Below are 24582 nucleotides of genomic sequence, written 5' to 3' on the forward strand. Positions count from 1 at the left end.
GCCGGTGACGAAATCGGCACAGCGGCGCGGGTGCTCAGAGGCGGTTGGGCAGGTGCTCGTAAAGCGTCTGGCAGACCCCGCCGATGTGCTCCTCGATCAGCTGCGCGGCCCGCTCGGCGTCACCGGCGCGGCAGGCGGCGATGATCTCGCGGTGCTCGTGGTCGGCGCGCTCCTTGCCCTCGGACAGGCTCATCTGCATGCGCAGGTAGCGCTCCAGCTTGTCGTGGATCGAGCGGATCAGGCCGACCAGGAAGGGCCGTTGTGCCGGTTCGTAGAGGCAGGCGTGCAGCTGCCAGTTGAGCTCGGCCCAGCGGCCGACGTCTTCCTCGCCGAGGAAGGCGGCGCAGATGCGCTCGGCCTCGGCGAAGGTGGCCTCGCTCATGTTCGGCACCGCCAGGCGGATCGCTCGCGTTTCCAGCAGCACGCGCACCTCGAACATCTGCGCCAGCTCCGGCTCGGAGATGCGCGTGACCACCGCGCCCTTGTTGCGCTGGAACATCACCAGGCCCTCGGCCTCCAGGCGCTTGAGCGCCTCGCGCACGGGGATCTTGCTGACGTTGAACAGCCCGGCGATGTCGTCCTGGCGGATCGGCTCGTCCTCGGCGAACTGCCCGGAGATGATCGCGTCGCGCAGGTGCTTGGCGATGACCTCGGAGGCCGAGGGAGCTATCCCCAGGTTGGGGGCATTGAAGCGAGGTAGGGGCACGGCGCGTCACCGAGTCGAGTGGGCGATTGTGCGAATATCATATACGAAATTCCCTGACTGCCAGTTCAGTCACTCATGCCGAAGCGCCGTTCCAGTGCGGCGATCTGCGCCCGCTCCTGACGGATGAAGTCGCGGAAGGCCTGGGCCACCGGCGACAGGTGCTTGCCGCGCGGGTGCACCACGCACCAGCTGCGCTGCAGCGGCAGCTCCGCCACCGGCAGTTGCCGCAGCAAACCCTGGGCCAGTTCCAGGCGTACGGCATGGCGCGGCAGCAGGGCCAGGCCGAGGCCGGCGATGGCGCCCTCCACCTGCGACTCGGTGGAGCCCACCTCCAGGGTCTGGGCGAAGTGCGCGCGCTTCTGGTGGCAGTATTCCTCGCAGGCCTTGCGGGTGCCCGAGCCGGGCTCGCGCACCAGCAGGGGATAGGCGCCGAGGTCGGCCAGGCGCAGTTGCTCCCGGGCACACAGGGGGTGCTGCGGTGGCGCTACGGCGATGATCGGGTTGGTCAGGAAGGGGAAGAAGTCCAGCGCCTGGTCGCCGGGCGGCTGCGACATGATCAGCAGGTCGTCGCGGCTCACCGACAGGCGCCGCACCGCCTGGGCGTGGTTGACCACCACCAGCTGCAGGCTGACCTCCGGGTGCTGCGCGCGGAAGGCGGCGAACAGGTGCGGCACCAGGTACTTGGCGCTGGACTCCACGGCCAGGCTGAGCTGGCCCTGCAGCGAGCCTTGCAGGTCGGAAAGCTGCATGTCGAGCGCCTCCAGGCGGCCGAACACGTCCTCGCTGGCGCGCAGCAGGGCCTCGGCGGCGGGCGTCAGGTAGAGCTTCTTGGCCACGTAGTCGAACAGCGGCTGGCCGAGCAGCTCCTCCAGCTGGCGGATCTGCAGGCTCACGGCCGGCTGGGTCAGCGCCATTTCCTCCGCCGCGCGGCTGTAGGAGCGGCTCTCGCACACTGCGCGGAAAATCTGCAGCTGGCGAAAAGTCATACGCATCAGTGACTTGCGCATTCTCAACGATTCCCGGAAAGGCCATTTCGGGCAAATATAAGTCTTTGCTTATGCTTAACCCAACAAATATTGATTTTGGTTAATCAAGCGGCGGGCGTAGGGTAATTGCAAGACCGCCGTGGCCTGTGCGGTCATTCGTGGACCGCTCTGTCGCGGTCCTTTGCTCACGTGATCGAGGAACCAGGCTCGTGATCAAGAAGATCCTCATCGCCAACCGCGGCGAAATTGCCGTGCGCATCGTCCGCGCCTGCGCCGAGATGGGCATCCGCTCGGTGGCCATCTACTCCGAGGCGGACCGCCACGCCCTGCACGTCAAGCGCGCCGACGAGGCGCACAGCGTCGGCGACGACCCGCTGGCCGGCTACCTGAACCCGCGCAAGCTGGTCAATCTGGCCGTGGAAACCGGCTGCGACGCCCTCCATCCCGGCTACGGCTTCCTTTCGGAGAACGCCGAGCTGGCGGAGATCTGTGCCGAGCGCGGGATCAAGTTCATCGGCCCCAGCGCCGAGGTCATTCGCCGTATGGGCGACAAGACCGAGGCGCGGCGCAGCATGATCAAGGCCGGCGTGCCGGTCACCCCGGGCACCGAAGGCAACGTCGCCGACCTCGCCGAGGCGCTGCGCGAGGCCGAGCGCCTCGGCTACCCGGTGATGCTCAAGGCTACTTCCGGCGGCGGCGGCCGCGGCATTCGCCGCTGCAACAGCCGCGAGGAGCTGGAGTCGGCCTACCCGCGGGTGATTTCCGAGGCGACCAAGGCCTTCGGCAGCGCCGAGGTGTTCCTCGAGAAGTGCATCGTCAACCCCAAGCACATCGAGGCGCAGATCCTCGCCGACAGCTTCGGCAACACCGTGCATCTGTTCGAGCGCGATTGCTCGATCCAGCGCCGCAACCAGAAGCTGATCGAGATCGCCCCCAGCCCGCAGCTGACTCCCGAGCAGCGCGCCTACATCGGCGACCTCGCCGTGCGCGCCGCCCAGGCGGTGGGCTACGAGAACGCCGGCACCGTGGAGTTCCTGCTCGCCGAGGGCGAGGTGTACTTCATGGAGATGAACACCCGGGTGCAGGTGGAGCACACCATCACCGAGGAAATCACCGGCATCGACATCGTCCGCGAGCAGATCCGCATTGCCTCCGGCCTGCAGCTGTCGGTCAAGCAGGAAGACATCATCCACCGCGGCTATGCCCTGCAGTTCCGCATCAACGCCGAGGACCCGAAGAACAACTTCCTGCCCTCGTTCGGCAAGATCACCCGCTACTACGCGCCCGGCGGCCCCGGCGTGCGCACCGACACGGCGATCTACACCGGCTACACCATTCCGCCCTACTACGACTCGATGTGCCTGAAGCTGATCGTCTGGGCGCTGACCTGGGAGGAGGCGCTGGACCGCGGTCTGCGCGCGCTGGACGACATGCGCGTGCAGGGCGTGAAGACCACCGCGCCCTATTACCAGGAGATCCTGCGCAACCCTGAGTTTCGCAGTGCCGAGTTCAACACCAGCTTCGTCGAGAGCCATCCGGAGCTGACCCAGTACTCGATCAAGCGCAACCCGTCGCACCTGGCCATCGCCATCGCCACCGCCATTGCCGCCCACGCCGGCCTGTAGGGATCAGAACATGACTAAGAAAATTACCGTCACCGATACCATCCTGCGCGATGCCCACCAGTCGCTGATCGCCACGCGCATGCGCACCGAGGACATGCTGCCGATCTGCGACAAGCTCGACCGCGTCGGCTACTGGTCGCTGGAAGTCTGGGGCGGCGCCACCTTCGACGCCTGCGTGCGCTTCCTCAAGGAAGACCCCTGGGAGCGCCTGCGCAAGCTGCGCGCCGCGCTGCCCAACACGCGCCTGCAGATGCTCCTGCGCGGGCAGAACCTGCTCGGCTACCGCCACTACAGCGACGACGTGGTACGCGCCTTCGTGGCCAAGGCGGCGGTCAACGGCATCGACGTGTTCCGCATCTTCGACGCGATGAACGACGTGCGTAACCTGCGCGTCGCCATCGAGGCGGTGAAGGCCGCCGGCAAGCACGCCCAGGGCACCCTCAGCTACACCACCAGCCCGGTGCACACCGTGGCGGCCTACGTCGAGCAGGCCAAGGCCATGCAGGCCATGGGCATCGACTCCATCGCGATCAAGGACATGGCCGGCCTGCTCACCCCCTATGCCACCTTCGAGCTGGTCAAGGCGCTCAAGGCCGAGGTCGACCTGCCGGTGTTCGTGCACAGCCACGACACCGCCGGCATGGGCGCCATGTGCCAGCTCAAGGCCATCGAGGCCGGCGCCGACCACATCGACACCGCCATCTCCAGCTTCGCCTGGGGCACCAGCCACCCGGGCACCGAGTCGATGGTCGCCGCCCTGCGCGGCACCCCGTTCGACACCGGCCTGGACCTCGAGCTGATCCAGGAGATCGGCATGTACTTCCATGCCGTGCGCAAGAAGTACCACCAGTTCGAGAGCGAGTTCACCGCCGTGGATACCCGCGTGCAGGTCAACCAGGTGCCGGGCGGGATGATGTCCAACCTGGCCAACCAGCTGAAGGAACAGGGTGCGCTGGGCCGCATCAACGAGGTGTTCGCCGAGATCCCGAAAGTGCGCGAAGACCTTGGCTTCCCGCCCCTGGTCACGCCGACCTCGCAGATCGTCGGCACCCAGGCGGTGTTCAACGTGCTGGCCGGCGAGCGCTACAAGACCATCACCAACGAGGTGAAGCTGTACCTGCAGGGCCGCTACGGCAGGGCGCCGGGCAAGGTCGATGAGCAGCTGCGCAAGCGCGCCATCGGCAACGAGGAAGTCATCGACGTGCGCCCGGCCGACCTGCTCAAGCCGGAGATGGCCAAACTGCGCGAGGAGATCGGCGCCCTGGCCAAGTCCGAGGAGGACGTGCTGACCTACGCCATGTTCCCCGACATCGGCCGCAAGTTCCTCGAGGAACGCGCCGCCGGCACGCTCAAGCCCGAGGCCCTGCTGCCGCTGCCGCAGGCCGGCGGCGCGGCGCCGGTGGGCGGCGAGGGCGTGCCCACCGAGTTCGTGGTCGACGTACATGGCGAGAGCTACCGCGTGGACATCACCGGCGTCGGTGTGAAGGGCGACGGCAAGCGCCACTTCTACCTGTCCATCGACGGCATGCCGGAGGAGGTGGTGTTCGAGCCGCTCAACGACTTCGTCGCCGGGGCCGGTGGCAAGCGCAAGCAGGCCAGCGCGCCGGGCGACGTGTCCACCACCATGCCGGGCAACATCGTCGACGTGCTGGTCAAGGAAGGTGATGTGGTGAAGGCCGGCCAGGCCGTGCTGATCACCGAGGCGATGAAGATGGAGACCGAGGTGCAGGCGCCCATCGCCGGCACGGTGAAGGCCGTGCACGTGGCCAAGGGGGATCGGGTCAACCCCGGCGAGGTCCTGGTCGAGATCGACGCTTAAGTCCCCGGGGCGCGCAAGCGCCCCTTTTTTTGCCCACGAGAAAGGAGGTGTGTGTTGGATCCGGTGGTGCTGTTCTTCGTCTTCGGCCTGGTCGCCGGGCTGCTGAAGAGCGAGTTGAAGTTGCCGGCGGCGCTGTACGAGACGCTGTCGATCATCCTGCTCCTGGCCATCGGCCTGCACGGCGGCGTGGAGCTGGCCGAGCAGGCCAGCGTGCAGCTGCTCGGCCAGGCCGGGCTGGTGCTGCTGCTCGGCATCGGTCTGCCGCTGCTGGCCTTCGTCCTGCTGCGCGGTCTGCGCTTCGACCGGGTCAACGCGGCGGCAGTGGCGGCGCACTACGGCTCGGTGAGCGCCGGTACCTTCGCCGTGGTGGTGGCCTTCCTGGTGTCGCGGCAGATCAGTTTCGAGAGCTACATGCCGCTGTTCGTGGCGATCCTGGAGATCCCGGCGATCCTGGTCGGCATCCTCCTGGCCAAGGGCGTCAGCCGTGGCACCGACTGGAAGGAGCTGGGCCGCGAGATCTTCCTCGGCAAGAGCATCATGCTGCTGCTCGGCGGCCTGGTGATCGGCGCCGTCGCCGGCAAGGAGGCGATCAAGCCGCTGGAGCCGCTGTACACCAGCATGTTCAAGCCGGTGCTGGCGTTCTTCCTGCTGGAAATGGGCCTGATCGCCTCCAGCCAGCTCGGCGCGCTGAAGCAGTTCGGTCTGCGCCTGGCGGCGTTTGCCCTGCTCATGCCGCTGCTCGGCGCGCTGGTCGGCGCCCTGCTGGCGCGCTTCATGGGCCTCAGCCTGGGCGGTACGGCGATGCTCGCCACCCTGGCGGCCTCGGCTTCCTACATCGCGGTCCCGGCGGCGTTGCGCCTGGCCCTGCCCGAGGCCAACCCGTCGCTGTCGCTGACCGCCTCGCTGGGCATCACCTTTCCCTTCAATATCCTCATCGGCATACCGCTGTACCTGGCGCTGGCCGAGCAACTGATCGCCTGGGGGCTCTGAGATGGACACGCATAACCGCACCCTGCTCACCGTGGTCGGCGAGGCCGCGCTGGAGAAGAAACTGGTGGCCGACCTGGAGGCGCTTGGTGCGCCCGGCTGGACCATCTCGGACGCCCGTGGCCGCGGTGCCCGCGGTGTGCGCAGCGCCGGCTGGGATACCGAGGGCAATATCCGTCTGGAGGTGATCTGCGCCCGCGACCTGGCCGAACGCATCGCCGAGCACCTGCAGCAGCGCTACTACGCCAACTACGCGATGGTCTGCTACCTCTCCGAGGTGCAGGTGCTGCGCCCGGAGAAGTTCTAGCTGGGTAAACTGGGGCGCCCCGGCGCTGGTAGCCTGGATGCAATCCGGGAAACAGGCAGCTCCACCTCCGGATTACAGCCGGGCTGCGGGCAACAAAAAGGGGAGCCTCAGCTCCCCTTTTTCATGCACCCTTGGCCATCAGCGCCAGAACGGCTTGCTGATCTCGATCGCGCGGTCGTAGGTGCTGATGCCGGCATCGGCGAGCAGGCGCTCGTCCAGGCGCGCGAGGGCGCGGCGGCTGCTGATGCGGCGCTGCCACAGCAGCAGGGTGCCCAGGACGCGCAGAGGGTGGTGAGCACCGCTGGCCGGGGATTGTTGTTGAAACATCAGGTCGGAACTGAGGGTACGTTCCATGGTGGGGCTTCCTTCCGCTTGTGGCGGGGTTAGAGGGTGTTCTACTGGAAGCCTATTTTCCTGACTGCGTGGTCGATTTTATAGGCACAGCTGGGATAAATTGCGCGGCTATTAGTTAGTCGGCTTTGTAACTGTTCTGTTTTTGTGCGCGCAACTGTACTGGTCATCCGTGGAAATTCGGGTTGCTGACAGGATGCCGAGAGTTTTCACTGTTCCATGCATGATCAGCGGCACTTTGTTAGCGGTACAGTTTTTCTGAGCGCTGTTATTTCGCTGTATCTGTTATTGCCGCCGGCAAGGCCCACGAGGCGTCGCCGACTGGCTAGATTGAAGGTTGCTCCCACGAGGAAATCCCATGACCGACCACACCCAGCAATTCGCCAGCGACAACTATTCCGGCATCTGCCCGGAGGTCTGGGCCGCCATGGCCGAGGCCAATCGCGGCCACGAGCGCGCCTATGGCGAGGACAGCTGGACGGCCCGCGCCGCCGACCGTTTCCGCCAGCTGTTCGAGACCGACTGCGAGGTGTTCTTCGCCTTCAACGGCACCGCCGCCAACTCCCTGGCCCTGGCCAGCCTGTGCCAGAGCTACCACAGCGTGATCTGCTCGGAGACCGCGCACGTCGAGACCGACGAATGCGGCGCGCCGGAGTTCTTCTCCAACGGCTCCAAACTGCTCACCGCGCGTACCCTCGGCGGCAAGCTGACCGCGGAGACGATCCGCGAGGTCGCGCTGAAGCGCCAGGACATCCACTACCCCAAACCACGCGTGGTGACCCTGACCCAGGCCACCGAGGTCGGCACCGTCTACCGCCCCGAGGAGGTCGCCGCGATCAGCCAGGTGTGCAAGGAACTCAAGCTCAACCTGCACATGGATGGCGCGCGCTTCTCCAACGCCTGCGCCTTCCTCGGCTGCAGTCCGGCCGAGCTGACCTGGAAAGCCGGCGTCGACGTGCTGTGCTTTGGCGGCACCAAGAACGGCATGGCGGTGGGCGAAGCCATCCTGTTCTTCAACAAGGACCTGGCCGAGGACTTCGACTACCGCTGCAAGCAGGCCGGTCAGCTGGCCTCGAAGATGCGCTACCTGTCGGCGCCCTGGGTCGGCCTGCTACAGGACGATGCCTGGCTGCGCTACGCCAACCACGCCAACCGCTGCGCGCGCCTGCTCGCCGAGCTGGTGGCGGACGTGCCGGGCGTCAGCCTGATGTTCCCGGTAGAGGCCAACGGCGTGTTCCTGCAACTCTCGGAGACGGCCATCGAGCGCCTGCGCGCGTGGGGCTGGCGCTTCTACACCTTCATCGGTGCCGGTGGTGCGCGCTTCATGTGCAGCTGGGATACCGAGGAAGCGCGGGTACGCGAACTGGCGGCGGACATCCGCAAGGCCATGGTCTGAGGCGGCCAGGGGCTTCGCTCAGCTGCTCGACTGAGCTTCAGTGAATTTCTCAATAGGCACTATCGAAATCTCCGCTTGGCTCGCGATGCACCCTCTGGCCGATGCTTCGCCCATCCAAGGCGAACACAGGACAGGGGGAGATTCGCATGAAGACCGTCGCGCAGATGCTGGCCAGCAAACCGCAGCAGAACGTCCATACCGTGGCGCCCGAGGCCAGCATGCTGGAGGCGCTGCGGCTGATGGCCGAGCACAATATCGGCGCGTTGCCGGTGACCGACGCCGGGCGTCTGGTCGGCATCGTCAGCGAGCGTGACTACGCCCGCAAAGGCGTGCTGCTCGGGCGCTCGTCCGTCGGCACGGCGGTGCGCGAGGTGATGAGCGTGCCGGTGGTGACGGTGAGCGCGCGCCAGGGCATCCGCGAATGCATGAGCCTGATGACCGACGGCCACCTGCGCCACCTGCCGGTGGTGGAGGGCGAGCGCCTGCTCGGCCTGCTGTCGATCGGCGACCTGGTCAAGGAAACCCTGGCCGAGCAGGACGGCCTGATCCAGCACCTGGAGCAGTACATCCGTGGCGAGTGACGGCTGGCCGCGCTATTCGGCGGCCGGTGCCGGTTCCTGTGGCGTCTCTTCGCGCTCTGTGCAGATGCCGTTGGCGCCCTGCTTGCCGGTGTAGGTCACCGTGGGCGAGCCGTCGGCCGCGATACTGATGGAGAGGGTCACGCCCTGGCCCTTGGCCTCGTAGTACTGCTCGCTGAACTTGCTCAGCACGGCCTGCCGGTCGTTGATGTGCACCGGGCCCCCGGCTGCGGCGCGCACGGCGATGTCGCCGGGGCAGGTGAGCGCGAAGGCCGGTAGGTTGGCGGCCTGGGCGGCGCCCGCGGCGAGCAGGCTGGCGGCGATGATCAGGCGTTGCATGGCGGAGCTCCCGAGGCGAATTGCGTTCAGAGAACTAAGCAGCCGCCCACGGCCTTGTCCAACCGTTCCCGCAGTTGCCGATAAGCTGTCGCAGGCGGCCGCACGGCCAGCACCAGCGGTGCGCGTTGCGGCGGTGTCAGGGGCAGCGTCAGCGCACCGCCGCTGACGGCGGCAAACAGCAGGGCACAGACGCTGCCAGCGCCGAACCTGCGCTGCAGGTTGTGCCGATGCTTGCGCACCGTCTGATCGCTGAGGCCCAGCGCCTTGGCGGCCTGCTTGTCGCTGCGCCCGAGGGCGAGCAGGTGCAGCACCTCGCGCTGCCGATGGCTCAGCGCCGGCGGGATAAGGTCAATCTCGTCCGGCGGGGCGACGTGTTCGAGGTAATGGATCGTCAGCTGCGCCGACTTGTGCAGGCCCAGCTTGCCCTGCAGGTTCTCGCGATGCCGGCGCGCGGTGCCGAGGCACAGGCCCAGCTGCTGGGCGACCTGGCGATCACTGCAGCCGCGGGCGATCAGCTGCAGTACCTGGCATTCGCGCGGTGTGAGCACATCCCTGCTCCCGACTCATGAGAGAAGGCTCGACGCTACGGCCCCGCAGCCGCCGAACCGAGCCGGAAATCCTTCCCCGCAGTCCTACCGCATTTGCCCGATTTCGCCGCGGCGCCCTGCCCGTGAGCATCTGGGACGTCGAGCGGCGCGCCGTTCGACAGGTGCGCCACGTCGTCCCGGCGCCGTCCCCTCAACTGCAAGGACTCTCGCAATGAACTGGAATCGTACCTTTACCGATCTGATCCGCGCCGGGCGCGCGGCCTACTGGGGCAACTGGACGCTCGATCCGAAGATCAAGCTGGGCGCAGTGGGCATCGTCTCGCCGGACACCGGTGACTTCACCCTGGTGCAGGAAGCCACGCCCGGCGTGCCTCTGAGCAGCCGCGGCATTCCCAACCAGTGGAAGCTGTCGTCGAGCAACGTCAAGCGCACTCAGGCCAATGTCAGCCTCGACGGCAGCGCCACCGACCCGGAGACCGGCACCAAGATCACCGCCGGCACCGAGATCACCTGGGACTTCGCCAACATCGGCTCGATGGCTTCGGAATTCGGCATCGCCAACGAGGGCTTCGTCAGCGACCTAACTACCCTGTCCAAGCCCGAGACGCTCAGCTGGCTGTCCCAGCAGGCGGCCTCGGTGAGCATGAGCAATGGCAGCGGCATCGCCCAGGGCTTCGGCGTGGTTACCAGTGTGATCTATGCCAACAGCGGCCTGAACATCGGCTCCCAGGACAACAGTGCCTCGTTCTCCATCAGCGGTTCGGCCGGTGCCGTCCAGGAGATGCTGGCCGGCGCCAACGGCAAGGGCTCCTTCGTCTCCACCAAGGAGACCAAGCAGGTCGATCAGCACCTGTGGCCCAGCGTGCCGGAGCAGATGGCCAATGGCGTGGTGCCGATCGCCTACACCTTCGCCTCGTTCGACGGCAACCTGCTGATCCCCAACTGGATCACCCGCCTGGGCTCGCTGCAGATCCTGTTCAACAACAAGCCGGGCTGCACCTACATCACCGACATCAAGCTCAGCTACGACACCCCGCAGGGCCCGCACAACGAGTCCTTCTCGCTCAGCGGCGGGCTGTCCAAGACTGTCGGCAACATCCCCCTCAACGCCACCAACATCGTGGCCCACGTCAGCTTCAAGGGTGTGATCAACAGCGATCACTACACCTTCAGCTGGCCGAGCCCGCTGGGCCAGTGGCTGACCGGCCAACGTGAAATCGAGATGAGCGGCGTCTGGCCGGGCCAGACCCACGCCCGCGACATCGCCCTGTGATCGCCCCCCACCGACGCATCGAGGAACTCACCATGAACGCATTTATCGAGAACCATAAGTACCTGGCTGCCACCATCCTGTTTGCTGCCCTGGCCTGCGGCGGCGTGTCTTCGGCGCAGGCCGAGGACGTTGCCAAGGGCGTGCTGATCGTGCGCGGCGATGCCCATGGCTTCACGCCCAACCAGGGCGACAACTACAAGAACGAGGAGCGCAACATCAATGATCGCCTGGAAGGGGTCTCGGCCCTTTGCGCCAGCAGTGGTAGCCAGACGGCCGCCGCCCTGGTGCTGACCGACACCACGCGCAACTGGGCTGGCTACATGAGCAGCAACACCACCACCATCATCAACCAGGGTGGCAAGGTGGTGAAGGACCCACTGCCAGGCAATCCCAACCACTGCCTGATCAATGGCCTGAAGCTGGGCCAGATCAAAGGCATCTGGAACTAGGCGTCCGCGCCATAAAAAAGACCGGCCCTTGGGCCGGTCTTTTTCATGCGGGCCGGTCAGCTACCGGTCTTGATCTTGCTCCAGGCGCGGGTGCGCGCGCGCTCGGCGGCACGCGGCAGCGGCTCCAGGGTATAGAGCTTCTGCATGGCCCCAGCGGTCGGGTACAGGTTGGGGTTGTTGCGGATCGATTCGGCGACCAGCGCAGTGGCGTCCTTGTTCGGGTTGGGGTAGCCGACGAAGTCGGAGATCGGCGCGATCACCTGTGGCTGCAGGAGGAAGTTGATGAAGGCGTGGGCCTCGTCGATGTTCTTCGCGTCCTTGGGAATCGCCATCATGTCGAACCAGATCGGCGCGCCTTCCTTGGGCAGGCGCATGTCCACGGTCACGCCGTTGTTGGCCTGCTTGGCGTTGTTGGCGGCCTGCGAGAAGCTGCCGGAGTAGCCCACGGCCACGCAGATCTCGCCGTTGGCGATGTCGCTCATGTACTTGGAGCTGTGGAAGTAGCGCACGTGCGGGCGGATCTTGCTCAGCAGCTGCTCGGCCTTGGCGTAGTCGGCCGGCTCCGTGCTGTTCGGCGGCAGGCCCAGGTAGTGCAGGGCCAGCGGCAGGATTTCCGACGGCGAGTCGAGCAGGGCCACGCCACAGTCCTTGAGCTTGGCGATGTTTTCTTCCTTGAAGATCAGGTCCCAGCTGTCCACCGGCGCGTCGGCGCCGAGAGCGGCCTTGACCTTGTCCGGGTTGAAGCCGATCAGCACAGTGCCGTACATGTAGGGCACGGCGTACTGGTTGCCCGGGTCGTTGGCCTCGATCAGCTTCATCAGCTGCGGGTCGAGGTGCTGCCAGTTGGGCAGCTTGCTGCGGTCGAGTTTCTGGAACACGCCGGCCTCGACCTGCTTGGCGAGGAACACGTTGGACGGCACCACCAGGTCATAGCCGGAGTTGCCGGTAAGCAGCTTGGCCTCCAGCGCCTCGTTGGTGTCGAAGATGTCGTAGGTCAGCTTGATGCCACTGTCCTGCTTGAACTTGGTCAGGGTCTCCGGGGTGATGTAGTCGAACCAGTTGTAGACCTTGAGTTCGCGGTCGGCGGCCTGGGCGGTGCCGGCCAGGGTCAGGCCGCAGAGGGCGGCGGCGAGCAGCTTCTTCATTTTATTGTTCTCCTGTGCAGGGCGCGTCAGGCGCCCTGGAAACCTTCAAGCACGTTGACGGCATTGATGCCGATTTCGGCGACCGCATAGCCGCCTTCCATGACGAACAGCGTCGGCTTGCCCAGCGCGGCGATGCGTTCGCCCATGCGCAGGTAGTCCGGGCTGTCCAGTTTGAAACTGGAGATCGGGTCGTTCTGGTAGGTGTCCACGCCGAGGGACACCAGCAGCACGTCCGGGCCGTAGGCGGCGATGCGCTGGCAGGCGGTTTCCAGGGCGGCGCCCCAGATATCCCAGGCGCTGCCGGCGGCCAGGGGCAGGTTGAGGTTGAACCCTTCGCCGCGGCCGGCGCCGGCCTCGTCGGCATAGCCGAGGAAGTGCGGGTACTCGAAGCTCGGGCTGCCGTGGATATTGGCGACGAACACGTCGTCGCGGTCGTAGAAGATCGACTGGGTGCCATTGCCGTGGTGGTAGTCGACGTCGAGGATGGCCACGCGCGCGGCGCCCTGGTCGAGGCAGGCCTGGGCGACGATGGCCACGTTGTTCAGGTAGCAGTAGCCGCCCATCACGTCGGCGCTGGCGTGGTGGCCCGGTGGGCGGCATAGGGCGAAGGCGCTGTGGGCGCCGGCGGCAATCTCGGCCTGGCCGCTCAAGGCGACCTGCGCCGAGCTGTATACCGCCTGCCAGGTGCCGGCGGTGATCGGCGCGAAGCAGTCGAAGCTGTGGAAACCGTACTGGCCGTACAGGTCATTGGGTCGCTTGGCGCGCAGATGGCGGGCCGGGAACACACCGGGCAGGAAGTCGGCGGTGTTGCCCTGGGCGGCCCAGCCGGCCCAGGCCTTCTGCAGGAAGTCCAGGTAGTCGGCGGTGTGGATGCGCGCAATTGGCGTCAGGCCGAAGTCGCGTGGCGCCAGCACCTCGCCGATATCGCGCTCGCGCACCCGGGCCAGCACGTGGTCGGCGCGCGCTGGCATCTCGAAGCAGGGTTTGAATTCGCCGCCGACCATCTCGCCCTGGGCGTGGTGCAGGCGGTGGTCGTCGCTGTAGAAGGTCAGCATCTTGTTGTTCTCCTCGATGGGCTGGGCGCATTGTTGGCGCCGCGCGCGAGCCGGGAGAACGATAACGCCGGCCAACAAAGGGATAATTCCGGCCATTGTGGCTGGCCGGCACTACGGTAACCGCGCAATCGCGGCCAACCGGCGCTGTGATGGCGCGCCCGCCGCGAGCGTCTATTTCGGCACCCGCAAACGGAGAGGCCGAGCATGCAGGCGCTGTTGAACGAGATTCTGGATCAGGTACGCCCGCTGCTGGGCCAGGGCAAGGTGGCCGACTACATCCCGGCGCTGGCCGAGGTGCCGGCCGCGCGCCTGGGCATCGCCGTGGTGGGCGTGGACGGCAGTCTGTACACCGCCGGCGATGCCGCCGAGCTGTTCTCGATCCAGAGCATTTCCAAGGTGTTCAGCCTGGTGCAGGCGATCCAGCATTCCGGCGAGGAGATCTGGCAGCGCCTCGGCCACGAGCCGTCCGGGCAGCCGTTCAATTCGCTGGTGCAGCTGGAGTTCGAGCGCGGCCGGCCGCGCAATCCCTTCATCAACGCCGGTGCCCTGGTGATCTGCGACATCAACGAGTCGCGCTTCGCCGCCCCGGCGCTGTCCATGCGCGACCTGGTCCGGCGCCTGTCCGGCAACGCGCTGCTGGTGTCGGACGCCAAGGTCGCCGAGTCGGAATACCAGCACCGCGCGCGCAACGCCGCCGCGGCTTACCTGATGCAGGCCTTCGGCAACTTCCATAACGAGGTGGAGAGGGTGCTGCGCAGCTATTTCCACCACTGCGCGTTGGCCATGAGCTGCGTCGACCTGGCGCGCGCTTGCGGCTTCCTGGCCAACCAGGGTGTCTGTCCGCGCAGTGGCGAGCAGATCCTCACGCCACGGCAGACCCAGCAGGTCAACGCGATCATGGCCACCAGCGGCCTGTACGACGAGGCCGGCAACTTCGCCTACCGCGTCGGCCTGCCGGGCAAGAGTGGTGTCGGCGGCGGCATCGTCGCCGTGGTGCCGGGGCGTTTCAGCGTCTGCGTGTGGTCGCCGGAGCTGAACGCCGCCGGCAACTCACTGGCCGGCATGGCGGCGCTGGAGCTGCTCAGCGAGCGGATCGGCTGGTCGGTGTTTTCACCGCTGCATCGCTAGAGCTTCCCCTCTCCCGTAAACGGCAGAGGGGACTGCCCGTGGTGGCTTTGATGTCTTGTGCTTACTCGGCCAGCTCGCCGCACAGGTCGAGGGCGAACAGGCGCTCGACCTCGGCGGCCGGCAGGCCGGCACCGAGCAGACCGAACAGCTTGCCCAGCGCCGCCTCGCGGGTCATGCCGCCGCCGCTGACCAGGCCGGCCTCGGCCAGCGCGCTGCCGGCGGCGTACACCGCGAAGTCGACATGCCCCAGCGGGCACTGGCTGATGGCGCCCAGCACCACGCCGCGCTGGCGCGCCTCGCGCAGAGCTGCGAGGAACTCGGCGTCATCCGCCGGGCCGGTGCCGCTGCCATAGCACTCCAGCAACACGCCCTGCACACCGCTCGCCAGCACGGCGCGCAGCTGCGCGGCGCCCAGGCCGGGAAACAGCGGCATTATGGCCAGCGCCACTGCGCGGCGCGGGCGGCGATAGTGCAGGGCCTCGGGCAGCTGTTCCAGACACTGGCCGTGACGCGGCCTGGCCATGTTGACGAAGGCATCGAAGGCCTCGCTCTTCAGCTTGCTGGCGCGGGCGCCGTGCAGCAGCTGGCCATCGAAGTACAGGTGCACGCCGGGCCGGCAGCCCTCGGCGAGCGCCGCCAGGGCGCCGAACAGATTGGGCCAGGCGTCGCTGCCCGGGCTGCCGGCCGGCAGCATCGAGCCGGTCAGCAGCACCGGCACCGGGATGCCCAGCAGCAGGAAGCTCAGCGCGGCGGCGCTGTAGGCCAGGGTGTCGGTGCCGTGCAGCAGCAGCACGGCATCGAAGCCGTCGTGATCCACGGCCTGGACGATGGCGTCGCGCATGGCCAGCCAGTTGGCCTGGCGCATGTTGGCGCTGTCGATCGGCGGGCTCAGCTCGCGGAACTGCCAGGCCGGGGCCGGGCGTTCCGGGTGCAGGGCCTGCTCGGCACGCAGGCGCGCCTCGAAGCCGGAGGCGGGCGCCAGGCCGGCCTCGCTCATCTGCATGCCGATGGTGCCGCCGGTGTAGAGCACCAGCAGTTTCTGCGGAGAATTCATGGGTCGTTCCACCATGGTGATCGGCCGAGTGTAGCGGCAGCGGGCAAGAAAAAGGGGGCCTTGGCCCCCTCCTTCTCGCGTCGCTGGTGGTCAGCGCTGATGGACGGCGTGGCCGATCTCGGCGCGTTCGTCGCTCGCGTTGGCGGCGGCGATGGCACTCCAGACGCTCGGGTCGAGGTCCAGGTCGGCGAACTTCTTGGCGTCCAGTACCGGGCTCTCGACACCGGCGCTGATCTGCTCGTCGTAGTCGCGCATCAGGCGCAGGCCGATCTTGAACAGCATGAACACGGCGAACAGGTTGACCAGTGCCAGCAGGCCCATGGTCACGTCGGCGAAGCCGAACACGGTGGACAGGTCCTGCATCGAACCCCACAGCACCAGGGCGATGACCAGTACGCGGTAGACCTGCACCATCCAGCGCTTGCTGGTGAAGAAGCCCAGGGCGTTCTCACCCAGGTAGTAGTTGTACACCAGGGTGGTGAAGACGAAGAGCAGCAGGGCCATGCTGACGAACACCCGGCCCCACTCGCCGACTTCGGCGGCCAGGGCAGTCTGGGTCAGGACCACACCGGCCTGTTCCATGCCCGGCTGGTACACGCCGGAGAGCAGGATGATCAGCGCGGTGCTGGTGCACACCAGCAGGGTGTCGATGAACACGCTCAGCGACTGCACGATGCCCTGGGCAGCCGGGTGCTTGACCTCGGCCACGGCGGCCACGTTCGGCGCGCTGCCGAGGCCCGCTTCGTTGGAGAACAGGCCGCGCTTCACGCCCATCAGGATGGCCGCGCCGATGCCGCCAGCGAAGGCCGGTTCCAGGCCGAAGGCGCTCTTGACGATCAGCGCCAGGGTCGCCGGCACTTCGGAAACGTTCATGCCGATCACCACCAGCGCCATGCCGATGTAGGAGAAGGCCATGATCGGTACCAGCACGTCGGCCATGCTGGCGATGCGCTTGATGCCGCCGAAGATGATCAGGCCGATCACCGCCACCAGGGCGAGGCCGCTGAAGTGGGTGGGCAGGCCGAAGGTGTCGTGCAGCGAGGTGGCCACGGTGTAGGACTGCACGGCGTTGAAGCCGAAGCCGAAGGTCACCAGCAGCAGGATCGAGAAGACGATGGCCAGCCAGCGCAGGCCCAGGCCGTGCTGGATGTAGAAGGCCGGACCGCCACGGTAGCCGCCATCCGGCTCACGGCGCTTGAACAGCTGCGCCAGCGAGCACTCGAAGTAGCTGGTGGCCATGCCCAGCAGGGCGACCAGCCACATCCAGAACACCGCGCCTGGGCCGCCGAGCATGATGGCCACGGCCACGCCGGCGATGTTGCCGGCACCCACGCGGCCGGCCACCGACAGCATCAGGGCCTGGAACGAGCTGAGTTGACCGGGTTTGCGCTGGAAGGCTTCGGCGAAGATGCTGAACATGTTGCCGAAGTAGCGGAATTGCACGAAGCGGGAGCGAATCGAGAAGTACAGGCCGAGACCGACCAGGGCGACAATGAGGACCTTGCTCCAGAGCAGGTCGTTCAGGAGATCGAGCATGATGGGTTGTCTCTCTTGTAGTTATGCGTGATGAGCGCCGGGACAGCACACGCGGCTGGCGCATGGTCTGCCCGTCGATGGCTCCGGGCAATTTCGCGGGTTGCGGCGATATGACGCGAGTTGATGCTAGAATCGCGTCGCTCGCATCACCAGGACCGCTGTCATGTCGGATACCCTCGGCGCCAACCTCAGGCTGCTCTGCAGCCACTACCGCTCGATCGCCGAGGTTTGCCGCAAGCTCGCCATCAATCGCGCCCAGTTCAACAAGTACCTGGCCGGGCAGAGCCGTCCCACGCCCTACAACCTCAAGCGTATCTGCGACTTCTTCGGCGTCGAGGACTACGAGCTGCTGCTGCCGCCCGAGCAGTTCGTGCGCCTGCTCGGTGCGCGCGGGCCGGACCAGATCAGCGGCAAGCGCAGCGATACCCTGCTGGAGCTGCTCAAGCCGCTGCGCGAGCAGACCGGCGACCTGCGCCGTTACTGCGGCTACTACTTCGAGTACTCCAACTGCATGTCCGTTCCCGGCTATGTGCTGCTGTCGCTGGTGTACCTGTGGGAGGAGGATGGCGACTTCCTGTTCGAGCGCCAGGAGCGCCAGGAGCGCTCGGCTAGTACCGACGTGCAGGCCGAGGACTGGGTGCGCTGCCGCTACCTGGGCGCCGCCTTCCAGCTGCAGGACCGGCTGTTCCTGATGGACTACGAGTCGCTCACCCTCAACGAGATGAGTCAGACCATCCTCATCCCCAGCTACAAGAGCCGCATCACCCGCCTCAACGGCCTGAAGACCGGCGTCTCCAGCGGCGACCGGCGCAACCCGGCCTGCACCCGCGTGGTGTGGGAATACCTGGGCCCGGAGATCAACCGCATCAGCGCCTACCGCCAGGTGCGCCTGTACCGCCCGGACGACCCGCGCATCGACGCCGACGTGCGCCAGCGCCTGGATGTGGCGCCGCTGAAGAACGGGTTGTTCGAGATCGAGTGAGCCTTAGTCGCGCAGCTCCTCCAGCCGGCGTTTCTGCCGCCCCTCGGCGTCGAAGTTGTCCGCCGCCAGCCAGCGTTGGAAGGCCGTACGACACTGCGGCCACTCCCCATCGAGCAGTGCATACCAGGCAGTGTCGCGGTTCTCGCCCTTGACGATCATGTGCTGGCGGAACAGCCCTTCATAGCTGAAGCCGAAACGCTCGGCGGCGCGCCGCGAGCGGGCGTTGCGCGCGTTGCACTTCCATTCGAGGCGGCGGTAGCCCAGCTCGTCGAAGGCATTCCGCGCCAGCAGGAACACCGCCTCGCTGGCGCCCGGCGTGCGCTGCAGGGCGGCGCCGAAGGCGATATGGCCGAGCTCGATGCAGCCGTCCTTGGGCGTGATGCGCAGGTAGGCCAGCAGGCCCAGGGCGCGGCCGTCGGTCTGCTCGACCACGGAGTAGCACTGCGGATCGCGGCTGTCGGCATGGCCGGCCAGCCAGGCATCGAAGGCCGTGCGTTCGGCGAAGGGGCCATAGGGCAGGTAGTCCCACAGCGCCGGGTCGGGCCCCTGCAGCTCCTGCCACAGATCGTCGCCGTGGTGTGCGGCCTCCAGTGGCTCCAGGCGGATAAAGCGGCCCTGCAAGGGTTCATGGGGCGGGAAGGGGCGTGGCTGCCAGTGGCTCAGGTCGGTGCTCATGCCAGCAGTTTCCGGTACTGGATAAAGCCGGAGCGGTCGGCGATGCGGTCGTAGAGCATGCGCCCCTGGTAGTTGGTTTCCTGGGTCAGCCAGTGCACGCGACTGGCGCCGGCGGCGGCTGCCTGGGCGTAGACGTGCTCGATCAGCGCGCGGCCGATGCCGCCGCCGCGAATGTTTTCTGCCACGTAGAGGTCCTGCAGGTAGCAGTAGTCGCCCGTGGTCCAGCAGCTGCGGTGATAGATGAAGTGCACCAGGCCGACGGCCGCGCCATCGCGCCAGGCCAGGGCGGCGTGCATCGGCTCGGCCGGGTCGAGGAAGCGCTGCCAGGTGAGGGCGCTGGTCTCTTCGGCAATGGTGGCGTTGTAGAAACGCTGGTAGCCCTGCCAGAGCGGCAGCCAGGCGGCGCGGTCGGCGGCGGTGATGGGGCGGATGTCGAGCATGGTTCCTCCTTGTATGTGAATGCGGGTGGGGCCTTCCCCTCTCCCTAACCCTCTCCCCTGGGGGGAGAGGGGACTGGGTGCGGCTCAGCTCATGCGTGCCGCCAGTTCGCGGTCGCGTGGGCTGGGTGAGCTGGCAAGGCCGTCGCGCACGCCGGCCTGGTCGGCGGCCGAGCGGTTCTGCCCGAGCTTCCACTTGCCTTCCAGGCGGCGGATCGGCAGGGCGAAGCCGACGATGGCGCGCAGCATGCTGTCGATGTACTCGCGCGGCGCATCGCTGACCGCCCAGGGCCGCTCGCGGCCGCTTTCATGCTGGTCGCTGAGGCGGCTGACGATCTGCAGCAGGCGCTCGGGCTCCTCGATCAGTTCGACCGGGCCGCGGGCGTGCACGGCGATGTAGTTCCAGGTCGGTACCACCTTGCCGTGCTCGGCCTTGGCCGGGTACCAGCCGGGGCTGATGTAGGCGTCCGGGCCGCTGAACACGGCGAGCGCCTCGGCGCCGCCCTGCAAGTCGCGCCAGTGCGGGTTGGCCCGGGCGAAGTGGCCGTAGAGGGTGCCGAACTCGCCCTCGTCGGGTTCCAGCAGCAGCGGCAGATGGCTGGCCTGCACGCCTGCGGCGCCGGCACTGGTGAGCAGGGCGAAGGGGTTGGCCTGCAGCTGCGCGTGCAGCTCGGCGAGATCGTCCTGGCGGAAAGCGGAGGGCAGGTACATGGCGGTTCTCCTGGCGCAATGAGGTCATGCTAGGCAGGATATTGGCCTGTTGTAAGAGCCATTAAGTGCGACTTCGATGGAGCCAATCATGTCCGCCACACCGCTGTTGCCCGTCGACCTTTCCGGCATCCGCCTCAGCGGCGCGGGGCTGGCGCGCCAGCTCTACCAGGGCCTGCGCGAACGCATCCTGGACGGACGACTGGCCGGCCGCAGCCGCTTGCCGGCCAGCCGCGACCTGGCCCGCGTGCTCGGGGTGTCGCGCAACACCGTCACCCGCGCGCTGGACCAGCTGTACGCCGAGGGTTACATCGAAGGCCGGGTCGGCGACGGCACCTACGTGGCCGATGTCGCCGGCCTGCGCGCCACGCCCGCGCTGCCCGTGCAGGCCAGCCCCGCCAGCGCGGCGCTGGCCGTGTTGCACGAGCACCACCTGCCGCTGCCGCCCACCGGCGCGCCGCGGGCCTTTCGCATCGGCGTGCCGGCCTATGACCTGTTCCCCTTTGAGACCTGGGCGCGGCTGCAGGCGCGCTTCTGGCGCAAGCCCTCGGCCGCGCGCCTGGGCTACGGCGACCCGGCCGGCGATGCCACCCTGCGCGAGCTGGTGGCGGCCTACCTGCGCAGCAGTCGCGGGCTCAACTGCGACCCGGCGCAGATCGTCATCACCTGCGGCGCGCAGCAGGCCATCAGCCTGTGCGCCCAGCTGCTGGTGCAGCCCGGCGACCGGGTGGCCGTCGAGAACCCCGGCTACCGCGCCGCCGGCCATGCCTTCGCCGTGGCTGGTGCTGAATTGTGCGGCGTGGCGGTGGATGGCGACGGCCTCGACACCGCCGCGCTGCAGGCGCTCGGGGACTGCCGGCTGGCCTATGTCACGCCCTCGCACCAGTATCCGACGGGCGTGACCCTGTCGCTGGCGCGGCGCCTGGAACTGCTGGAATGGGCGCAGCGCCGGGACGGCTGGATCATCGAGGACGACTACGACGGCGAGTACCGCTACAGCGGTACGCCGCTGGCGCCCCTGGCGGCGCTGGACCGGCAGGGGCGGGTGCTGTACGTCGGCACCTTCTGCAAGATCGCCTTTCCCGCCCTGCGTCTCGGCTACCTGGTGCTGCCGCCCGCGCTGGCCGAGGCCTTTGCCCGGCGCCGGGCCATCGACATGCGCCATTCGGAGGTCGGTACCCAGGCGGTGATGGCCGAGTTCATCGCCGCCGGCCATTTCCAGCGCCATGTGCGGCGCATGCGCGCGGCGGCGCGGGCGCGCCGCGATGCCCTGCTGGCGCACTGGCCGCAGGCGATTCCCGGTTGCGCGCCTTTGCCCTCGGTGGAGGCTGGCCTGCACCTGTGCGTACGGGTGGCGAGCATCGCTCGCGAGCGCGAGCTGGTCGCCGCCGCGCGGGCCGCCGGGGTGGAGATGAACCCTCTCAGCAGCTACTGGCTGGATGACGATGCGGTGCCGGTGGATGCCCGTGCCGGCCTGGTGCTGGGCTTTGCCGCCGTGCCCGAGGCGCAGATCGTCGAGGCCATCGCCACGCTGCGCCGGGCCTGGAAGTTGTAGCCCTCTCCCCCGTTAACGGGAGAGGGGAGACCGCCGTCTGTAGCCCGGATGCAATCCGGGGATGCAGGCGACTCCGCTCCCGGATTGCAGCCGGGCTACGGCTGAACTCCGTGGTGCCGCTCAAGCTCCATGCGCCCCCTCTCACCGGCGGGGAGAGGGCTGGGGAGAGGGGGCCCGCGCCAGCTGCAGAGGGGAGAAAACAGGCGGACAAAAAAAGGGATGGCCGAGGCCATCCCTGAGTGGTGAGGCTGGTGAGGGCCTCGTCTATGAAAGCTTGCGTTCAGCCGCGGGCGCGGCGCGGTGGGCACACCGGGCTGACGTAGAAACCGGCGTTGTCCGGCCACACCCGGCGCGGCGGGTGCAGGGCAAGGAACAGCGGTTTGATCTCGTAGCGAGCGGGCGATTTGCTGTGCATGGGCGTTACTCCAATCAAGGCTGCAGCGGCACCAGGCGCGGGGCGATCATGTTTTCCGGGCGCAGGATGTCGGCCAGGGTGGCCTCGTCCAGCAGCTGCTCCTCGCGCACCAGTTCCAGCACGCCGCGGCCGCTTTCCAGCGCGGTCTTGGCGATGCGGGTGGCGTTCTCGTAGCCGATGTAGGGGTTGAGCGCGGTGACCAGGCCGATGGAGTTTTCCATCAGCTGGCGGCAATGGGCTTCGTTGGCGGTGATGCCGTCGATGCACAGCTCGCGCAGCATGTCCATGGAGCGGGTCAGCAGGCGGATCGAGTCGAGGATCTTGTAGGCGATCAGCGGTTCCATCACGTTCAGCTGCAGCTGGCCACCTTCGGCGGCGATGGTCAGGGCCAGGTCGTTGCCGATCACTTCGAAGGCCACCTGGTTGACCGCTTCCGGAATCACCGGGTTGACCTTGCCCGGCATGATCGAGCTGCCCGGCTGGCGGGCCGGCAGGTTGATCTCGTTGATCCCGGTGCGCGGGCCGCTGGAGAGCAGGCGCAGGTCGTTGCAGATCTTCGACAGCTTGACCGCGGTGCGCTTGAGCATGCCGGAGAACAGCACGAAGGCGCCCATGTCCGAGGTGGCTTCGATCAGGTCGGCCGCCGGCACCACCGGGTGACCGCTGATGATCGCCAGGCGCTCGACGGCAAGCTTCTGGTAGGCCGGATCGGCGTTGATGCCGGTACCGATGGCGGTGCCGCCCAGGTTCACTTCGGTGAGCAGAGCCGGCGCCATGCGCTTGAGGTGCTGCAGGTCTTCGCCGAGGGTGGTGGCGAAGGCGCGGAATTCCTGGCCCAGGGTCATGGGTACGGCGTCCTGCAGCTGGGTGCGGCCCATCTTCAGCACGTGGCCGAATTCCAGGCCCTTGGCGGCGAACGACTGGATCAGCTTGTCCAGGGCGGTGAGCAGGAAGTCATGGCCGAGCAGCAGGCCGACGCGGATGGCGGTCGGGTAGGCGTCGTTGGTCGACTGCGCCATGTTCACGTCGTTGTTCGGGTGCAGGTGCTGGTACTCGCCCTTCTCATGGCCCATGGCTTCCAGGGCGATGTTGGCGATCACCTCGTTGGCGTTCATGTTGGTCGAGGTACCGGCGCCGCCCTGGATCATGTCGACCACGAACTGCTCGTGGAACTCGCCCTGGATGATGCGCGCACAGGCGGTGCTGATGGCGGTGTGCTTGGCGGCGGACAGGTGGCCCAGCTCGCGGTTGGCGTCGGCGGCGGCCTGCTTGACCATGGCCAGGGCGATCACCAGTTTCGGGTAGTGCGACAGCGGCACGCCGGACAGTCGAAAATTCTGCACGGCACGCAGGGTCTGAATGCCGTAGTAAGCGTCTGCGGGGACTTCGAGTTTGCCGAGCAGGTCTTTTTCGACGCGGATGGATGCAGCAGCGGACATGATGGGTTTATTCTCGGGGTAATACGGCTTGGCGCCGCGATGCCCAATAATCTAGGCTTTGCGCCGTCCGTCGGCCAATGCTGTTAAACGCTATGCTATGCCGAATCGGCATAATGTCGCCGTGACTCGGGTTGAATGTCGCGCGTGCATAATTTCAAACGAAATTGAGCGAAGAACTAGGCAATGAATCTGGAAACCAAATGGCTGGAGGACTTCGTCGCCCTGGCCGCCACCCGCAGCTTTTCCCAGGCAGCCGAGAAGCGCTTCGTCACCCAGCCGGCCTTCAGTCGGCGCATCCGCAGCCTGGAAGCGGCGCTGGGGCTGACCCTGGTCAACCGCACCCGCACGCCGGTGGAGCTGACCGAGTCCGGCCAGCTGTTTCTGGTCACCGCGCGCAGCATGGTCGAGCAGCTCGGCGAAGTGGTGCGTCACCTGCACCGTGTCGAGGGCCAGCAGGGCGAGGTGCTGCAGATCGCCGCCGCGCACTCGCTGACCCTCGGCTTCTTCCCGGAATGGATCGGCCGCCTGCGCCGCGAGGGCCTGCCGCTGTCCACCCGGCTGGTGGCGACCAACGTCGGCGAGGCGGTGCATTCGCTGCGCGAAGGCAGCTGTGACCTGATCCTCGCCTACTACGACCCGGACGCGGCCATGCAGCTGGCGCCGGACATCTTCCCCTCGCTGCACCTTGGCACCACCTCGATGCTGCCGGTGTGCGCGGTGAGTGAGGATGGCGCGCCGCTGTTCAACCTGGAGAGCGGCCAGACCGTGCCGCTGTTGGCCTACAGCGCCGGTGCCTTCCTCGGCCGCTCGGTGAACCAGCTGCTGCGCCAGCGCGCGCTGCGCTCCACCACCGTGTACGAGACGGCCATGGCCGACAGCCTCAAGACCATGGCCCTGCAGGGCCTTGGCGTGGCCTGGGTGCCGCGCCTGTCGGTAACCGCCGAGCTGGCCCGCGGCGAGCTGGCCGTGTGCGGTGGCGAGCAGTGGCAGGTGCCGCTGGAGATCCGCCTGTACCGCTGCGAGCTGTCGCGCAAGGCGGCGGTACGCCTGCTGTGGCGCAAGCTCAAGGAAGGCGCGGGGGTGTGACCG

Annotated in this window: 26 protein-coding genes; 12 read left to right on the top strand and 14 right to left on the bottom strand. The window is 67.3% G+C overall.

Going from position 1 to position 24582, the window contains the following annotated elements:
- Positions 1-34: 34 nt before the first annotated feature.
- Positions 35-706 carry a GntR family transcriptional regulator gene (locus tag PA6_RS16520; protein ID WP_021702092.1) on the bottom strand — a complete coding sequence of 224 codons (672 nt, stop codon included), beginning with the start codon at positions 704-706 and terminating at the stop codon, positions 35-37.
- Between the two features lie 65 nt (positions 707-771).
- Positions 772-1713: a LysR family transcriptional regulator gene (locus tag PA6_RS16525; protein WP_021702093.1), complete on the bottom strand. Its 942-nt coding sequence runs from the start codon at positions 1711-1713 to the stop codon at positions 772-774.
- A 188-nt stretch (positions 1714-1901) separates the two neighbouring features.
- Between PA6_RS16525 and PA6_RS16530 the strand changes: the two genes are divergently transcribed.
- The 4 genes from PA6_RS16530 to PA6_RS16545 are packed head-to-tail and all read left to right on the top strand — an operon-like array spanning position 1902 to position 6430.
- Positions 1902-3317 carry an acetyl-CoA carboxylase biotin carboxylase subunit gene (locus PA6_RS16530; RefSeq protein ID WP_021702094.1) on the top strand — a complete coding sequence of 472 codons (1416 nt, stop codon included), beginning with the start codon at positions 1902-1904 and terminating at the stop codon, positions 3315-3317.
- Positions 3318-3327: 10 nt separating this feature from the next.
- The gene (gene oadA / locus PA6_RS16535) at positions 3328-5136 is read left to right on the top strand and encodes a sodium-extruding oxaloacetate decarboxylase subunit alpha (protein ID WP_021702095.1); all 1809 of its coding nucleotides are present in this window, start codon (positions 3328-3330) and stop codon (positions 5134-5136) included.
- 51 nt (positions 5137-5187) lie between these two features.
- On the top strand, positions 5188-6126 hold the full coding sequence (locus PA6_RS16540) for a sodium-dependent bicarbonate transport family permease (protein ID WP_043216837.1): 939 nt from the start codon (positions 5188-5190) through the stop codon (positions 6124-6126).
- A gap of 1 nt (position 6127) precedes the next feature.
- Complete coding sequence (locus PA6_RS16545) at positions 6128-6430, top strand: DUF3240 family protein (protein WP_021702097.1); 303 nt, start codon at positions 6128-6130, stop codon at positions 6428-6430.
- 138 nt (positions 6431-6568) lie between these two features.
- On the opposite strand, the gene PA6_RS16550 is transcribed toward PA6_RS16545, so the two are convergent.
- Complete coding sequence (locus tag PA6_RS16550; RefSeq protein WP_021702098.1) at positions 6569-6784, bottom strand: DUF1127 domain-containing protein; 216 nt, start codon at positions 6782-6784, stop codon at positions 6569-6571.
- A 355-nt stretch (positions 6785-7139) separates the two neighbouring features.
- Here PA6_RS16550 and PA6_RS16555 point away from each other — a divergent pair, with 355 nt between their 5' ends.
- Both PA6_RS16555 and PA6_RS16560 read left to right on the top strand, forming a co-directional pair.
- Positions 7140-8177: a threonine aldolase family protein gene (locus PA6_RS16555; RefSeq protein ID WP_021702099.1), complete on the top strand. Its 1038-nt coding sequence runs from the start codon at positions 7140-7142 to the stop codon at positions 8175-8177.
- A gap of 146 nt (positions 8178-8323) precedes the next feature.
- Entirely contained in the window at positions 8324-8758 is a 435-nt protein-coding gene (locus tag PA6_RS16560; protein WP_021702100.1) for a CBS domain-containing protein, read from the top strand.
- Between the two features lie 12 nt (positions 8759-8770).
- Here PA6_RS16560 and PA6_RS16565 read toward each other — a convergent pair whose 3' ends face one another.
- Positions 8771-9094, bottom strand: coding sequence for a hypothetical protein (locus PA6_RS16565; RefSeq protein WP_021702101.1), 324 nt, complete (start codon positions 9092-9094; stop codon positions 8771-8773).
- A gap of 26 nt (positions 9095-9120) precedes the next feature.
- The gene (locus tag PA6_RS16570; RefSeq protein WP_021702102.1) at positions 9121-9642 is read right to left on the bottom strand and encodes a LuxR family transcriptional regulator; all 522 of its coding nucleotides are present in this window, start codon (positions 9640-9642) and stop codon (positions 9121-9123) included.
- A 211-nt stretch (positions 9643-9853) separates the two neighbouring features.
- On the opposite strand from PA6_RS16570, the gene PA6_RS16575 reads away from it, so the two are divergent.
- The gene (locus tag PA6_RS16575; protein ID WP_021702103.1) at positions 9854-10915 is read left to right on the top strand and encodes a hypothetical protein; all 1062 of its coding nucleotides are present in this window, start codon (positions 9854-9856) and stop codon (positions 10913-10915) included.
- A 32-nt stretch (positions 10916-10947) separates the two neighbouring features.
- Positions 10948-11364, top strand: coding sequence for a hypothetical protein (locus PA6_RS16580; RefSeq protein ID WP_021702104.1), 417 nt, complete (start codon positions 10948-10950; stop codon positions 11362-11364).
- 56 nt (positions 11365-11420) lie between these two features.
- Here the strand turns inward: PA6_RS16580 and PA6_RS16585 are convergent, their stop codons facing one another.
- A complete protein-coding gene (locus tag PA6_RS16585) occupies positions 11421-12509 on the bottom strand; it encodes a polyamine ABC transporter substrate-binding protein (RefSeq protein ID WP_021702105.1) in 1089 nt (362 codons plus the stop codon).
- Positions 12510-12535: 26 nt separating this feature from the next.
- A complete protein-coding gene (locus PA6_RS16590) occupies positions 12536-13564 on the bottom strand; it encodes a histone deacetylase family protein (protein ID WP_021702106.1) in 1029 nt (342 codons plus the stop codon).
- A gap of 204 nt (positions 13565-13768) precedes the next feature.
- Here PA6_RS16590 and glsB point away from each other — a divergent pair, with 204 nt between their 5' ends.
- On the top strand, positions 13769-14692 hold the full coding sequence (gene glsB / locus PA6_RS16595) for a glutaminase B (protein WP_021702107.1): 924 nt from the start codon (positions 13769-13771) through the stop codon (positions 14690-14692).
- A gap of 61 nt (positions 14693-14753) precedes the next feature.
- On the opposite strand, the gene PA6_RS16600 is transcribed toward glsB, so the two are convergent.
- The gene (locus PA6_RS16600) at positions 14754-15746 is read right to left on the bottom strand and encodes an asparaginase (protein WP_021702108.1); all 993 of its coding nucleotides are present in this window, start codon (positions 15744-15746) and stop codon (positions 14754-14756) included.
- Between the two features lie 90 nt (positions 15747-15836).
- Positions 15837-17282 carry an alanine/glycine:cation symporter family protein gene (locus tag PA6_RS16605; RefSeq protein WP_021702109.1) on the bottom strand — a complete coding sequence of 482 codons (1446 nt, stop codon included), beginning with the start codon at positions 17280-17282 and terminating at the stop codon, positions 15837-15839.
- A 163-nt stretch (positions 17283-17445) separates the two neighbouring features.
- On the opposite strand from PA6_RS16605, the gene PA6_RS16610 reads away from it, so the two are divergent.
- Positions 17446-18264, top strand: a complete 819-nt coding sequence (locus tag PA6_RS16610) for a helix-turn-helix domain-containing protein (protein WP_021702110.1) — start codon at positions 17446-17448, stop codon at positions 18262-18264.
- Between the two features lie 3 nt (positions 18265-18267).
- Here the strand turns inward: PA6_RS16610 and PA6_RS16615 are convergent, their stop codons facing one another.
- The 3 genes from PA6_RS16615 to PA6_RS16625 form a co-directional block, all read right to left on the bottom strand.
- Complete coding sequence (locus PA6_RS16615; protein ID WP_021702111.1) at positions 18268-18939, bottom strand: GNAT family N-acetyltransferase; 672 nt, start codon at positions 18937-18939, stop codon at positions 18268-18270.
- A complete protein-coding gene (locus tag PA6_RS16620; RefSeq protein WP_021702112.1) occupies positions 18936-19379 on the bottom strand; it encodes a GNAT family N-acetyltransferase in 444 nt (147 codons plus the stop codon). The genes PA6_RS16615 and PA6_RS16620 overlap by 4 nt, the downstream gene beginning before the upstream one ends.
- Positions 19380-19463: 84 nt before the next feature.
- A complete protein-coding gene (locus PA6_RS16625) occupies positions 19464-20087 on the bottom strand; it encodes an FMN-binding negative transcriptional regulator (RefSeq protein WP_021702113.1) in 624 nt (207 codons plus the stop codon).
- 88 nt (positions 20088-20175) lie between these two features.
- Here PA6_RS16625 and pdxR point away from each other — a divergent pair, with 88 nt between their 5' ends.
- The gene (gene pdxR / locus PA6_RS16630; protein WP_021702114.1) at positions 20176-21639 is read left to right on the top strand and encodes a MocR-like pyridoxine biosynthesis transcription factor PdxR; all 1464 of its coding nucleotides are present in this window, start codon (positions 20176-20178) and stop codon (positions 21637-21639) included.
- Between the two features lie 280 nt (positions 21640-21919).
- On the opposite strand, the gene PA6_RS24275 is transcribed toward pdxR, so the two are convergent.
- Both PA6_RS24275 and aspA read right to left on the bottom strand, forming a co-directional pair.
- Positions 21920-22054, bottom strand: a complete 135-nt coding sequence (locus PA6_RS24275) for a hypothetical protein (RefSeq protein ID WP_255209934.1) — start codon at positions 22052-22054, stop codon at positions 21920-21922.
- Between the two features lie 14 nt (positions 22055-22068).
- Entirely contained in the window at positions 22069-23493 is a 1425-nt protein-coding gene (gene aspA / locus PA6_RS16635; RefSeq protein WP_021702115.1) for an aspartate ammonia-lyase, read from the bottom strand.
- Positions 23494-23676: 183 nt separating this feature from the next.
- Here aspA and PA6_RS16640 point away from each other — a divergent pair, with 183 nt between their 5' ends.
- On the top strand, positions 23677-24579 hold the full coding sequence (locus PA6_RS16640) for a LysR substrate-binding domain-containing protein (protein ID WP_021702116.1): 903 nt from the start codon (positions 23677-23679) through the stop codon (positions 24577-24579).
- Positions 24580-24582: the final 3 nt, after the last annotated feature.

It is taken from the genome of Aquipseudomonas alcaligenes NBRC 14159 (assembly GCF_000467105.1).
Taxonomy (GTDB): domain Bacteria; phylum Pseudomonadota; class Gammaproteobacteria; order Pseudomonadales; family Pseudomonadaceae; genus Aquipseudomonas; species Aquipseudomonas alcaligenes.

What these genes read in the sequence shown, in the direction of transcription:
- PA6_RS16555 (WP_021702099.1), top strand. Translation starts at nt 7,140, where the DNA reads ATGACCGACCACACCCAGCAATTCGCCAGCGACAACTATTCCGGCATC.
- oadA (WP_021702095.1), top strand. Translation starts at nt 3,328, where the DNA reads ATGACTAAGAAAATTACCGTCACCGATACCATCCTGCGCGATGCCCAC.
- PA6_RS16610 (WP_021702110.1), top strand. Translation starts at nt 17,446, where the DNA reads ATGTCGGATACCCTCGGCGCCAACCTCAGGCTGCTCTGCAGCCACTAC.
- PA6_RS16600 (WP_021702108.1), bottom strand. Translation starts at nt 15,746, where the DNA reads ATGAATTCTCCGCAGAAACTGCTGGTGCTCTACACCGGCGGCACCATC.
- PA6_RS16545 (WP_021702097.1), top strand. Translation starts at nt 6,128, where the DNA reads ATGGACACGCATAACCGCACCCTGCTCACCGTGGTCGGCGAGGCCGCG.
- PA6_RS16580 (WP_021702104.1), top strand. Translation starts at nt 10,948, where the DNA reads ATGAACGCATTTATCGAGAACCATAAGTACCTGGCTGCCACCATCCTG.
- PA6_RS16625 (WP_021702113.1), bottom strand. Translation starts at nt 20,087, where the DNA reads ATGTACCTGCCCTCCGCTTTCCGCCAGGACGATCTCGCCGAGCTGCAC.
- PA6_RS16605 (WP_021702109.1), bottom strand. Translation starts at nt 17,282, where the DNA reads ATGCTCGATCTCCTGAACGACCTGCTCTGGAGCAAGGTCCTCATTGTC.
- PA6_RS16560 (WP_021702100.1), top strand. Translation starts at nt 8,324, where the DNA reads ATGAAGACCGTCGCGCAGATGCTGGCCAGCAAACCGCAGCAGAACGTC.
- PA6_RS16575 (WP_021702103.1), top strand. Translation starts at nt 9,854, where the DNA reads ATGAACTGGAATCGTACCTTTACCGATCTGATCCGCGCCGGGCGCGCG.
- PA6_RS16525 (WP_021702093.1), bottom strand. Translation starts at nt 1,713, where the DNA reads ATGCGCAAGTCACTGATGCGTATGACTTTTCGCCAGCTGCAGATTTTC.
- glsB (WP_021702107.1), top strand. Translation starts at nt 13,769, where the DNA reads ATGCAGGCGCTGTTGAACGAGATTCTGGATCAGGTACGCCCGCTGCTG.
- PA6_RS16585 (WP_021702105.1), bottom strand. Translation starts at nt 12,509, where the DNA reads ATGAAGAAGCTGCTCGCCGCCGCCCTCTGCGGCCTGACCCTGGCCGGC.
- pdxR (WP_021702114.1), top strand. Translation starts at nt 20,176, where the DNA reads ATGTCCGCCACACCGCTGTTGCCCGTCGACCTTTCCGGCATCCGCCTC.
- aspA (WP_021702115.1), bottom strand. Translation starts at nt 23,493, where the DNA reads ATGTCCGCTGCTGCATCCATCCGCGTCGAAAAAGACCTGCTCGGCAAA.
- PA6_RS24275 (WP_255209934.1), bottom strand. Translation starts at nt 22,054, where the DNA reads ATGCACAGCAAATCGCCCGCTCGCTACGAGATCAAACCGCTGTTCCTT.
- PA6_RS16615 (WP_021702111.1), bottom strand. Translation starts at nt 18,939, where the DNA reads ATGAGCACCGACCTGAGCCACTGGCAGCCACGCCCCTTCCCGCCCCAT.
- PA6_RS16565 (WP_021702101.1), bottom strand. Translation starts at nt 9,094, where the DNA reads ATGCAACGCCTGATCATCGCCGCCAGCCTGCTCGCCGCGGGCGCCGCC.
- PA6_RS16620 (WP_021702112.1), bottom strand. Translation starts at nt 19,379, where the DNA reads ATGCTCGACATCCGCCCCATCACCGCCGCCGACCGCGCCGCCTGGCTG.
- PA6_RS16590 (WP_021702106.1), bottom strand. Translation starts at nt 13,564, where the DNA reads ATGCTGACCTTCTACAGCGACGACCACCGCCTGCACCACGCCCAGGGC.
- PA6_RS16640 (WP_021702116.1), top strand. Translation starts at nt 23,677, where the DNA reads ATGAATCTGGAAACCAAATGGCTGGAGGACTTCGTCGCCCTGGCCGCC.
- PA6_RS16550 (WP_021702098.1), bottom strand. Translation starts at nt 6,784, where the DNA reads ATGGAACGTACCCTCAGTTCCGACCTGATGTTTCAACAACAATCCCCG.